Consider the following 11,677-nt stretch of genomic DNA (forward strand, 5'->3'; position numbering starts at 1 on the left):
TTTCATCGCGACAGGTTCCTCAAAGATATTTCAGCCACCAGATGTCGCGACGACGCTGCTTGAGGCGCGCGAACCAGCGAACAGGGATGTAGAGCGGAACGACAAGCAGCAGCCACCACAGCCAGATGCCCGACAGATGGTCGAAGCCGTAGTACTTGCCCTGATTCGCGCCCCAGACGGCAAACGCGATCAGATAAAGCGCCTTCAGCACGTACAGGTGCAGCAGGTAAAAGAACATCGGTGCACCGCCCAGCGTCGCAAGCATCGGCATCGCGCGCGTGTCCTGGATTTTCTCGAACCACGCGAGCAATACGAGGCCCAGACCGAGGGTGGGCAGCAGGAACATCAGCGACGGCGGATACTTGCGCGCGCTGAAGAAGCTCATCAGCGTGCGCACGGTATCGCCCGTGTGCACCCAGGGCTTATCGCCGTAAAAGTTCAGGTAGCGGATCACGAAGAACGCGGCGATCAGGCCAACGCCCCATTTCATCAGGCGATCGGTACGTGTTTTCGTGTCGACGGTCTTGGCGAACCATGGCCCCATCGCGTAGCCGAGCAGGATCACGCCGATCCAGGGCAGCACCGGATAAGTTGTCCGCGCCCGTGTGATCCCGCCGAGGTCGATGAAGACGCGCTGGTGCAGGATCGACCACGGCACGAACAATGGCGAATCAGGGCCGAGCACGATGCCGTCGGTCAGGTTATGACCGAACACGATCGCTGCGCCGATCACGATCTGCCACGGTCGCGGCAGATGAAGCAGCACCGCGAGCGCCATCATGCAGATCCCGATGCACCAGATCACCTGGAGCCAGAGCGTCTTCGGCGGGAATTCGGCAGTCCACGCGAAACAGACGAACGTCAGTTCGAGAAACACGAGGAACAATCCGCGCTTGAGCAGGAACGTGGAAGTTTCGCGCGGGCTGTGAGATTGCCCGTACAGATAGGCGGACAGCCCGGTAAGCAGAATGAACACCGGTGCACAAATTTCGCTGACCATGCGCGTCAGGAACAGATCGGGCGAGATGGTCAACGCATCCATCGGGTCCGTTACCTGCCGATGCAGGAAAAACGTCTCGCGGACGTGGTCGACGAGCATGCACAGCATCACGAAGCCACGCAGTGCGTCGATCGCGAGAAGGCGTGTTCGTGTCTGCACAGTCGGTACGGCGGCGGATTGCGTGGCGATCGTGTCGCCGCGCGTGGAAAATCCGGATAAGATATTCATGTGTGCCTCGCACAAAGGACAAGGTCGGACATCGGTTGGGAAACGCTCGCCGGGACGGGCGAACGGCAAAGCTTGCCGCGAGATCAGCCGTGCGGACGGAACAGGCGCGTGTAGAAGCCGTCTGCATGCACCTTGATGACGACGTCCTGATCACCCCGATTGCGCCAGTACCATCCGTGCGTGCCGTCGAACGGCGCCGTGAATGCCCCTTGCGCACCCGTCTGATCGGCTGCTTTCCAGTAGCTGGTGAATGCCTTGCCGGCATTCGGACGCTCGCCGTGCATATCGACGTTCACCGGGCCGCCGACGGCCTCCCAGCGAAACACGAAGTGATCGCCTTTAACCATCTGCGCTTTGATCTCCGCACCGGCGTTGGGCGGCAACACGAGCTCCATGTCGTCGCTCCGGTAAGCCGTCGTCTTGCTGATCGTCTGCCGGTTGGGGACGGGAAACTCGTCGGCGGCGATCGTCGACTCCGGCACGGGTGACCTAGCGCTGGTGCCGGCCATTTTCGTCAGACCGAGCAACCCGCCGACTCCGGTCACATCGACGCCGCGCTCGGCGGGCAGCACGAAGAGCGTAAGAATGGCGGCTGCCGTCACGAGCGCCGTCACGGTCGCTTTCGCGAGAGTCTGATTCGATACTTCGATGCTGCTCATGTCATACCCCACTGGGAAGGAGGAACTGCATCAACTGGAAACCGGTCAGCACGAATCCAGCGGTCATCAGTGCCGTATTCGCGGCGACTGCCGTGCGGGTGAACGACGGCGAACGCCGCCACGCATTCATTGCGAGCAGGATCAGGCTCAGCGCGAGCAGTTGGCCGGTCTCGACACCAACGTTGAACGCGATGATGTTCGGCACCCGGCCGTCCTGCGACAGTGCGAGTTCCTGCAGCTTGGTCGCCAGACCGAAGCCGTGACAAAAGCCGAAGATCAGCACCGCCGCTTTCGTGTTCGGCTGAAACCCGAGTACCGCGCGAAATGCGCCCAGGTTGTCGAGCGCCTTGTAGGCGACAGACAGACCGATGATCGCGTCCACCAGATACGGATTCGCATGGATGTTCGCGATCACGCCCACGAGTAGCGTCGTGCTGTGTCCGATCGCGAACAGCGTCACGTACTGGCCGACGTCCTTCAGGCGGTACAGGAAAAAGATCACGCCGACCAGAAACAGCAGATGGTCGTAACCAGTGACCATGTGCTTCGCGCCGAGATAGATGTACGGAACCAGATTGATGCCGGCGCTGCCCTCAATGAATGCCTTGTCGTCGTCGGAGACGCCGTGCGCGCGTGCAAGAACCGCCGCGCACGCGAGGCCGGCGACGACGAACCATTTCATCCATGCGACGCATGTATCGCGTCGCGCAGTTGCATCGAGTGTCGTGCTCGTCACGTCGTCCTCCCGGCGTCTATTTGACTTTGAATCGGGCGCTGACCTTGGTCGTGCCGTCCGCCATCGTGAGCAGCGTGGTGACCTTGGCGCCGGGCTTGACCGTCACACCTTTCGCGCGCAACTGGTTGCCCGATACGGACGCGATCGACGCTTCCTGCTTGCCGTCTGGATTCGTCACGGTTAGTACGCCTTTCACGTTGTGTGCGTCCACGGGGGCATCGTCATCAGTCAGATACAGGTCCACGGTGCCGTTGCCGGAAACCATCTCGACTGCCACGAGCCCCGCATCGTCGACCAGGCCGCCGTGCTGGGGCATCGGCACGCCATGTGCCCACGCGTGGGTCGCAAGCAACATGCAGCCGAGCCAGGCGGCCGTCTTGAAGAGTGCATTCATGTCGTCCCCTTATTTCTTGTTCAGGCGCGCGATTTCGGACGCGGGCAGCGTCGACGGCGGGCGCGGCAACGGCGTCGCACCGCTCGACTGGTTGAATGCCAGCGTCGAGCTGAAACTTTTGATCGCGTACTTCTCGGTCACGTTTTCCGTGTTGATCCGCTCGCCGGGCGTGCGGTCGCGAAACTCGACGCCCACCACATAGATGCCTTTCCATGGCAGCGGGAACGACACCTTGCCCTCGCCGTCGGTCGTGCCGAGGTAATCCCAGCCCGACGCCGACGACATCGTCACCGGCTTGTTGGTGAGCGGCTCTTTCTGATAGAACACCTGGAACTGTGCGCGACCACCGTCGACCACGCCGGTCGGCACGATGTCGAGATCCAGTTCAGGCGCACGCGGGCGCAGATCGCCGACCCAGCGCGTCGCAACTGTCCAGTAGGTGTCGACCACAGCGCCTTCGTCGTGCAACTTGAAGATCGGATACTTCTGATCGACCGCGATCAGCGTGTCGTCCTTGCCGACTTTCTGCGCGACATCGAAGAAGTCGCGATGCAAGGTCATGTCGAGCGGCTTCTCGCCGTCCTTGGTGACCAGCTTGCCCTTGAGCGCGCGGAAACGGTCCATGCCGCCTGGCGTCACTTCGAGCATGTTCTTGTCGTACTCGCCGTAGTAGAGCTTGAATGCATTGCCGGCAGTCGGTTCGAACCAGATCTGATGGGCAAAAGCCCCACCTGTTGCGACAGCCAAGCCGATACTGATTGCCAGCGAGCGGATGCGAGTTGCTTTCCTTTTCGAGTTCATTGCTATGCAGTCCATATCAAATGATCCATGAAATCACCTGAAAAACATGCCGTGATCCGTACGTTCAGGTGCGAGGGATGCCGATTCTGAAGTCGGCAAGACAGTACATCTATGATGAAACGGCGGTTCTGGATGGTAGACGTCGTTGAAGAGTCGATCGCGCCGGTCTGACTGTCGCTAGCCTTGCGGTTCGCTTGCTCGCAGACGTCGAATGGATTAAAGCAATAGCCGAAACCTGAAAGGAATCAATTGCGGCGCCAAGACGATGCGGTCGTGCGGTTTTATATGGCTGAAACAGCAATTCGTGCTACGTGCACTGACTTCACTCGCGACTCATCGCTGCTCGCACTGGAGCTGGGCGCCAAGCACCAATGAGCGGCAAACCGAATCGCGGTACGACAGCCATAACAAAATATATTCCTATAGGACGTTTCCTTCGAACAACGAGAAATTTCTCATGAGTTGCACGCCGGTGATCGCCTCGGCATTGGGAATACGAATATCACTTCGGCGATAACCGAATACCTGAAGCTGGTGACAGTGATGAATAGCGGGGGGCTGTGCGTACCGCTCGCAATGTGGTCTGGGGTGCGTGGACGGGCGATGATGATCGTCGCTAAGGGCGTGCAGGGCACTCAAGCATGAGCAAGGTCTTTTGGCAAGGGAATGCCCTCCTTCTCGGGGCGCGACGTGCCTCGAGATGTGGAGAGCCGGTCGCAGTTGTCGTCTTGTTGGATACGGCCCGTTCTCGGCTTTTTCAACCAACCCAGTTATTCGAGCCTTGGTCGCAGCATCGCTGCGACAAGCGCGTCAAAAAGTTAACTTGTAGAAATTATTACACATGAGTAGCATATACTACATGAACACGATATCTACTTGGTCAATCCTTGTTCTGACCCTTCCGACGGAAAACGCGACAGCTCGCATGCGGTTCTGGCGCGCGCTCAAGGCAAAGGGTTGTGCGGTGCTGCGCGACGGCGTTTACTTGCTGCCCTACACCGAAGAGCATGAAGAGACGCTGCGCGAGCTCGCGGACGCAATTGCCGAGAGCGGGGGCGCAGCCCACCTGTTGCGCGCGCCTAGCCTGACTGCGTCCCAGGAGGAGGAATTCCGGGCGCTGTTCGACCGGGCCGACGATTACGCGACGTTCACGAAGACGCTTGCCGACGCGCGCAAGACACTTGCGGGGCAGTCGGCCACGGAACTGACGCGCCTGCTGCGCCGCATGCGCAAGGATTTCGACGCCGTTCGGGCGATCGACTACTTCCCGGGCGATTCGGCCACCCGCGCCGAAGTCGCGCTGCAGGATTTCGTCGCACTGGTCGACACCGTGCTGTCGCCGGGCGAGCCGCATGCCGCGGATCGCGCCATTCGCCCGCTGGCGATCGGCGAGTACCAAGGCCGCACCTGGGCGACGCGGCAGCGCATGTGGGTCGATCGCGTGGCCAGCGCATGGCTGATCCGCCGCTTCATCGACCCGCGAGCCCGCTTCATCTGGCTCGAGTCGCCGGCGGATTGCCCGCCTGACGTACTCGGCTTCGATTTCGACGGCGCCGCGTTCACGCACGTCGGCGAGCGCGTGACGTTCGAGGTATTGCTCGCGAGTTTCGAGCTCGACAAGGACCCGGCGCTGATGAGGCTCGGCGAGATCGTGCATGCGCTCGACGTGGGCGGCCCGGCCGCGCCCGAAGCGGTCGGTTTCGAGGCGGTGATGGCCGGCACGCGTCAACGCGCAGAAAACGACGATCAATTGCTGGAGCAGATGGGCGCGGTTCTCGATGCGCTGTACGCGCACTTCGCGTCGACCGCAAAGAATGGCAATGCAGAGGGGCGTTCATGAACAACACAACAGCAACCGCGCAGGGCTATACCCTCGGGCAATTGATCCTGTACATGCTGCGGCTCGGCACGCTCGGGTTTGGCGGCCCCGTCGCGCTGGTCGGTTACATGCACCGTGATCTGGTTGAACGGCGTGGGTGGATCAGCGAGTCGGATTACCGCGAAGGGCTCGCGCTGGCCCAGATGATGCCCGGCCCGCTCGCCGCGCAGCTCGGCATCTACATGGGCTATGTCCACTATCACATCGTGGGTGCAACGCTGGCCGGCATCGCGTTCGTATTGCCGTCGTTCCTGATGGTGGCCGCTCTCGGCTGGGCCTACGCGCACTTCGGCGGACTGTCCTGGATGCAGGCGGCCTTCTATGGCGTGGGCGCCGCCGTGGTTGGCATCATCGCGATGAGCGCGTACAAGCTCACCACGAAGACCATCGGCAAAAACCGGCTGCTGTGGGCGATCTATCTGACGGTCGCAGGGGTCACCGTGGTGACCGAATCCGAAATCGCATGGCTCTTCATTGCGGGCGGACTCATCAACTGGTTCTGGTGCGCTCCGCCGAAATGGCTCAACAAAACCGGACTGAATGCGCTTGTCGCTGCACCAGCCCCGGCGGTGAGCGGCATCCTCAGCGGTTTCGACTGGCCGCTACTCGGCCAGATCGGCCTGTTCTTCACCAAGGCGGGCGCCTTCGTGTTCGGCTCGGGCCTTGCGATCGTGCCGTTCCTCTATGGCGGTGTCGTCACCGAGCACCACTGGCTCAACGACAAGCAGTTCGTCGACGCAGTCGCGGTCGCGATGATCACGCCGGGTCCCGTCGTGATCACCGTCGGCTTCATCGGCTATCTCGTGGCGGGATTCGCCGGCGCTTGCGTGGCCGCGCTCGGCACATTCCTGCCCTGCTATCTCTTCACGGTGCTGCCCGCGCCGTACTTCAAGAAGTATGGCAAGTTGCCCGCCGTCAAGGCATTCGTCGACGGCATCACTGCCGCGGCCGTCGGCGCGATTACCGGCTCGGTGATCGTCATCGCACGGCGTTCGATCGTCGACTGGCCGACGGTTCTGCTTGCGCTCGCTACGGTCTTGCTGCTGTGGCGTTTCAAGAAGCTGCAAGAGCCGATCATCGTCATTGCTGCAGCCCTCATCGGCCTCGCTGTTTATCCGCTCATCCATTCGCACGGCATCTGACGTCGCACACGTGCGCACACTTGCGAGGAGAAGATCCATGGAAACACGTCGCACCTTCCTGCACAACAGCGCTGCGGTTGGCGCAGGCGTTCTACTTGCCCAGGCGCGATCCGCGCATGCTGCCGAGAATCCCGGCTACGTCGACAAGCTGACCGACGCGGACGGCAAATATGCGGCAGCGCCCTTGCCGTTTGCGTACGGTGCGCTGGAACCGGTCATCGACGCCCGCACGGTCGAGCTGCACTACAACTTTCACCACAAGCCCGCTGCGGCCGCCGCCAACAAGGCGGAAGAGGCGCTGGCGAAGGCGCGAGACTCGAACGACTTCGCGCTGGTGAAGCACTACGAGAAAGAGCTCGCCTTTCAGCTATCCAGCCACATTCTGCATACCGTCTACTGGACAAGCGTGTCAGGCAAAGGTGGTGAACCGAAGGGCGAACTGGCGAAGGCGATCGACCGGAATTTTGGCTCCTACGCGAAGTTCAAGGCGCAACTGGTCGCGGCGACGGTCGCCATCGAGGCGTCCGGTTGGGGCATCGTCGGCTACCACCCTGTCACGGGCCGGCTGATGATCCTTCAGTGCGAGAACCACCAGAAGCTGACCGCCTGGGGCATCCAGCCGATCCTCGTCCTCGACGTGTTCGAGCACGCCTACTACCTGAGATACCAGAATCGGCGCAGCGAATACGTCAACCAGCTTTTCAGCATCATCAACTGGGACAACGCTGCGCTGAGACTCCAGGCGGCCATGCCGGCGCGGAAAGCGACGTAAACGGCTGCTGCGCGCAGAGGGTAGCTGATTGACGACAGGCGCGAGGCATCATCATGCGAATGCTCTCCACGGTCAACACGAATCGGGCGCAATGGGTCGTGCCAATGCGACTCGAGCTCGGCGTGCTGCTGAATACCGGCAGCGGCCGATGGTCGATCGACTACTGGCTTGCGCGAAAACTCAAGAACGTCACGCGTTGAGAACGCGCCAACAAGGCTGTTCCTTTCCTCCAGGAGACGCACATGACCTTCGAAATGAAACCCCTCGCTTGCAATCCTGCCCAGTTGGCAGGCCTGTCGGAAAAGCTCATTGTCAGCCATTACGAAAACAACTATGGCGGCGCCGTCAAACGTCTGAACGCGATCACCGACCAGTTGGCCGCGATCGACCCGGCGAGCGCGCCCGTGTTCGTGCTGAACGGTCTGAAGCGCGAGGAGCTCGTTGCCGCGAACTCGATGATCCTGCACGAGATCTATTTCGACTCCCTCGGAACTGGAGATTCGCTCGGCGGTGCGCTGGGCCGCGCGATAGAACGCGACTTCGGCAGCGTCGATCGGTGGCGTGCCGAATTCGTGTCGATGGGCAAGGCGCTCGGTGGCGGCTCCGGGTGGGTGCTGTTGACCTGGTCGCCGCGACTCGGACGACTGACGAACCAGTGGGCATCGGACCACGCACACACGCTCGCCGACGGTGTACCGCTTCTCGCACTCGACATGTACGAGCACGCGTATCACATCGATTTCGGCGCCAAGGCCGGCGCCTATGTCGACGCATTCATGCAGAACGTGAACTGGCGCAGCGCGGAGGCACGCTTCCATGCGCTGAACGTCTGAACCGACGCCGTAGTCTGACCGACCCTCTGGAGCGCGACATGGCGAATTCCGACCGGTTGATGGGCATAGCGACACTCGTCTTGTCCATAGGCGTGCTGCTCAGGGCATGTGACGATCGTCCTGTCGGTGGGGCGAGTGAAGCGGTCGCCGATATGTCGCAATTGCCCGGTCCCGTGATAGCCGCCATCGTTCAGCGGGCCATGGGGCGGAGCGTGAGCGACATCGTACGAAAAACGAACGGGAACACCGTCAGCTTCGGGGTCACGCTTGGCTCGTGGCGCCAGAAGGAGCAGTTGCTCATCGATCCCAGTGGACGGATCGTCAGCACCGCAACGGACACATACATCGATTGAGTCCCGCTCCGAAACTCAACGACAACCCGCTTCCACACCGACAGCAGGAGGTGCTTCATGAAATGGATCACGCGTGAACGGCCGAAGATCGATCGAATCGCCTGCCCGTGGCTGATTGCCCGATTCATCGACAAGACCCCCGAGTTTCTCTACGTGCGCGGCGCAGACGTGTTGCGGATCGCGGCGGAAACCGGCGCGACGCCCTACGACGTGCCGAACGTGGAACTCGGGCATCACGGCGAGTCGTGCAGCTTCGACGCATTTCTCGCGAAATACGCGCTACGCGATCCTGCGTTGCTCAAGCTTGCCGGCATCGTGCGGGGCGCCGACACGGGGCGGCTCGATCTCGCGCCGGAAGCAAGCGGTCTGTATGCAATTTCGGTGGGACTGTCCGACGACTTCCAGGACGATCACGAACAGTTGCGTCATGGCATGGTGATGTACGACGCGCTCTACGCTTGGTGCCGGCGCGATGCACGTCCCTAGCAGCCGCTTCGCAGCCGCGCTCGCCGGCCGGCTGCTGCCGGCCGGCGTTGACAATTCCGCATGGCTGATCCTGGCGAGCCGCGGCATGCGCGGCTTCTGCGACGGATTCATTGCCGTGCTGCTGCCTGCCTATCTGCTCTCGCTCGGGTTTTCGCAACTGCACGTCGGCTTGATCAGCACCACGACGCTGATGGGCTCCGCGATCGCGACGATTGCGGTCGGCATGCTGACCAGCCGCTTCACGCACCGGCGGATGCTGACGCTCGCGGCGGGACTGATGGCGGCAACGGGCATCGGCTTCGCGAGTCTGTCCGCATTGTGGCCGCTGCTCGTCATCGCCTTCGTCGGCACGCTCAATCCGAGTTCGGGCGACGTCAGCCTGTTTCTGCCGCTCGAGCAATCACGCCTGGCGGAAGCCGCCTCCGGCGATGCGCGCACCGCGCTGTTCGCGCGTTACAGTCTGGTCGGCGCCGTATCGGCCGCATGCGGTTCCCTGGTGGCGGGTCTGCCGCTGTGGATTACCGCGCGCACCGGTATTCCGGCGCCGGATGCGATGCGCGGCATGTTTGTCGTCTATGCAATCACTGGCGCCGCCGTCTGCATGTTGTATCGAAGATTGCCGCGCCCGGAAGCGCACGCGTCCAGGCCGGCGCCGCCGCTCGGACCGTCACGGCCCATTGTCGTCCGGCTCGCGATGCTGTTCAGCGTTGACGCGTTCGCCGGCGGCCTCGTCGTCAATTCGCTGTTGTCACTGTGGCTGATGCAGCGTTTCGGACTCTCGATCGCTGCTGCCGGCCAGTTCTTCTTCTGGGCGGGATTGCTGTCGGCCGGCTCCCAACTAGCGGCCGCGCCGCTGTCGCACAGGATCGGCCTGCTGAACACGATGGTGTTCACGCATATCCCGTCGAGCGTCTGCCTGATCGGCGCGGCCTTCGCACCCTCACTGCCGCTGACATTGACGCTGCTGCTGATGCGAAGCGCCCTGTCGCAAATGGACGTGCCGACGCGAACCGCTTATGTGATGGCAGTGGTTACGCCCGCGGAGCGCGCGGCTGCGGCCAGCTTCACGTCCGCGCCCCGCAGCCTCGCGGCCGCGGTCGCGCCGACGCTGGCGGGCGGCCTGTTCAGCCTTGGTTGGCTCGGCGCGCCGCTGGTCGCATGCGGCGCGCTGAAGATCGCCTATGACCTTTCGTTGCTTGCCGCTTTCCGCCACATCAAACTCGACGAAGGGGGCAAGCCATAGCGGGATCCACGATCCGCCGCAAGGAAGCCAACACGAAGCGAAGCATCACCGCATGACAAGAATGCGCACTTTTCACTTACCTAGTGTCAATGGAGGCATGACCCATGTCACGTCCAAGCAAACTCATCCAGGTACCTAGGCGGCCGTTGGTCACTGACGATTGCGACATCGCGTCGCCGCTGCACTCGGCTCGCAGCGGGTGCGGCGGTGGCAGTTGTCGCTGGATGAAACCATGAAACACATCCGAAACGGGCGTTTCCGCCTTCTCGTGCTTGTCGCAATGTCTATCGCGCTGGTGGTGACGGGCATTGTTGTCCAAAGGGTCGACGCCGCGGCGGACGATCTCTCCCTCGGCAGCCTGCCGTTGAAGCATGTCGCGGACATTCCACTGCCCGGGCGCGCGACGCGGCTCGACTATGCGAGCCTGGATAAAGGCCGCAACCTCCTATTTATCGCCCATCTCGGCGATGGCGAAGTGATTGTGTTCGATACGCAAGCGTCACGCGTGGCCGCGCGGATTGCGGATGTCTCGTCGGTGCACGGCGTCCTTGCCGTTCCGGAGCTGTCACGCGTGTACGCATCCGCAACTGGTACGGATGAGATCGTCGCGATCGACGCGGCGACGCTGAAAATCGTTGCGCGCATGCCCGGAGGACATTACCCGGACGGGATGGCCTACGCGCCCGCCATGCACAAGCTGTACGTTTCCGATGAATACGGGAAAACGGAAACGGTCATCGATGTCCAGAGCAACCAGCGCGTCGCGACGACCCCGCTCGACGGCGAGGCCGGCAACACGCAATACGACCCGGCGTCCCGACACATCTTCGTGAACGTCCAGACGCGGCGTCAGCTCGTTGAAATCGATCCGGCGACGGACCGAGTCGTTGGCCGCTTCGATTTGCCGGGCGCCAAAGGCAATCACGGCTTGTTGATCGATCCGCGCGAGCGTCTCGCCTTTATCGCGTGCGAAGGCAACGATAAGTTGCTCGTCTTCGATATGCGCTCGAAGCAGGTCATCCAGTCTGTTTACGCCGACCGGAAATTGAGCCACTTGTAGGGATCGCGCCGACTGAAAACTGAGCCGGGCAATCAACCTATCCTGCTAGTTTTTCAGGCAGGGTGTTTGGGGATGATCCCGATGACCATGA

The 11,677-nt window shown here is 61.9% G+C and carries 13 protein-coding genes and 1 pseudogene; 9 read left to right on the forward strand and 5 right to left on the reverse strand.

Annotation, left to right across the window (positions count from 1 at the left end):
• Positions 1-19 precede the first annotated feature (19 nt).
• The 5 genes from HWX25_RS08305 to HWX25_RS08325 all read right to left on the reverse strand — a co-directional run bounded on the left by HWX25_RS08305 (position 20) and on the right by HWX25_RS08325 (position 3,764).
• Positions 20-1,228, reverse strand: a complete 1,209-nt coding sequence (locus tag HWX25_RS08305; protein ID WP_175908096.1) for a DUF1624 domain-containing protein — start codon at positions 1,226-1,228, stop codon at positions 20-22.
• Between the two features lie 83 nt (positions 1,229-1,311).
• Positions 1,312-1,887, reverse strand: a complete 576-nt coding sequence (locus tag HWX25_RS08310; RefSeq protein ID WP_175908098.1) for a hypothetical protein — start codon at positions 1,885-1,887, stop codon at positions 1,312-1,314.
• A 1-nt stretch (position 1,888) separates the two neighbouring features.
• On the reverse strand, positions 1,889-2,569 hold the full coding sequence (locus HWX25_RS08315) for a HupE/UreJ family protein (RefSeq protein ID WP_175908141.1): 681 nt from the start codon (positions 2,567-2,569) through the stop codon (positions 1,889-1,891).
• A gap of 70 nt (positions 2,570-2,639) precedes the next feature.
• Positions 2,640-3,017 (reverse strand): hypothetical protein, encoded by a 378-nt coding sequence (locus HWX25_RS08320; RefSeq protein WP_175908101.1) that lies wholly within the window; start codon positions 3,015-3,017, stop codon positions 2,640-2,642.
• Positions 3,018-3,026: 9 nt separating this feature from the next.
• Entirely contained in the window at positions 3,027-3,764 is a 738-nt protein-coding gene (locus HWX25_RS08325; protein WP_208456488.1) for a DUF4198 domain-containing protein, read from the reverse strand.
• A 913-nt stretch (positions 3,765-4,677) separates the two neighbouring features.
• Between HWX25_RS08325 and HWX25_RS08330 the strand changes: the two genes are divergently transcribed.
• From HWX25_RS08330 to HWX25_RS08370, 9 genes and pseudogenes are all read left to right on the forward strand, one after another.
• The gene (locus HWX25_RS08330) at positions 4,678-5,658 is read left to right on the forward strand and encodes a chromate resistance protein ChrB domain-containing protein (RefSeq protein WP_175908105.1); all 981 of its coding nucleotides are present in this window, start codon (positions 4,678-4,680) and stop codon (positions 5,656-5,658) included.
• Positions 5,655-6,839: a chromate transporter gene (locus tag HWX25_RS08335; RefSeq protein ID WP_175908107.1), complete on the forward strand. Its 1,185-nt coding sequence runs from the start codon at positions 5,655-5,657 to the stop codon at positions 6,837-6,839. The genes HWX25_RS08330 and HWX25_RS08335 overlap by 4 nt, the downstream gene beginning before the upstream one ends.
• 37 nt (positions 6,840-6,876) lie before the next feature.
• The gene (locus tag HWX25_RS08340; RefSeq protein WP_175908110.1) at positions 6,877-7,611 is read left to right on the forward strand and encodes a superoxide dismutase; all 735 of its coding nucleotides are present in this window, start codon (positions 6,877-6,879) and stop codon (positions 7,609-7,611) included.
• A gap of 53 nt (positions 7,612-7,664) precedes the next feature.
• The gene (locus tag HWX25_RS08345) at positions 7,665-7,811 is read left to right on the forward strand and encodes a hypothetical protein (protein ID WP_175908112.1); all 147 of its coding nucleotides are present in this window, start codon (positions 7,665-7,667) and stop codon (positions 7,809-7,811) included.
• 42 nt (positions 7,812-7,853) lie between these two features.
• Positions 7,854-8,444 carry a Fe-Mn family superoxide dismutase gene (locus HWX25_RS08350; protein ID WP_175908114.1) on the forward strand — a complete coding sequence of 197 codons (591 nt, stop codon included), beginning with the start codon at positions 7,854-7,856 and terminating at the stop codon, positions 8,442-8,444.
• A gap of 38 nt (positions 8,445-8,482) precedes the next feature.
• Positions 8,483-8,797, forward strand: a complete 315-nt coding sequence (locus tag HWX25_RS08355; protein ID WP_175908116.1) for a hypothetical protein — start codon at positions 8,483-8,485, stop codon at positions 8,795-8,797.
• Positions 8,798-8,854: 57 nt separating this feature from the next.
• The gene (locus tag HWX25_RS08360) at positions 8,855-9,283 is read left to right on the forward strand and encodes a chromate resistance protein ChrB domain-containing protein (protein WP_175908118.1); all 429 of its coding nucleotides are present in this window, start codon (positions 8,855-8,857) and stop codon (positions 9,281-9,283) included.
• Positions 9,270-10,526: an MFS transporter gene (locus HWX25_RS08365; protein WP_175908120.1), complete on the forward strand. Its 1,257-nt coding sequence runs from the start codon at positions 9,270-9,272 to the stop codon at positions 10,524-10,526. Before HWX25_RS08360 ends, HWX25_RS08365 begins: the two co-directional genes overlap by 14 nt.
• Before the next feature lie 232 nt (positions 10,527-10,758).
• Positions 10,759-11,553, forward strand: a pseudogene (locus tag HWX25_RS08370) (YncE family protein); the annotation flags it as partial.
• Between the last annotated feature and the right edge of the window lie 124 nt (positions 11,554-11,677).

The sequence above is a fragment of the Burkholderia sp. BCC1640 genome (assembly GCF_902833125.1).
Lineage (GTDB): Bacteria > Pseudomonadota > Gammaproteobacteria > Burkholderiales > Burkholderiaceae > Burkholderia > Burkholderia diffusa.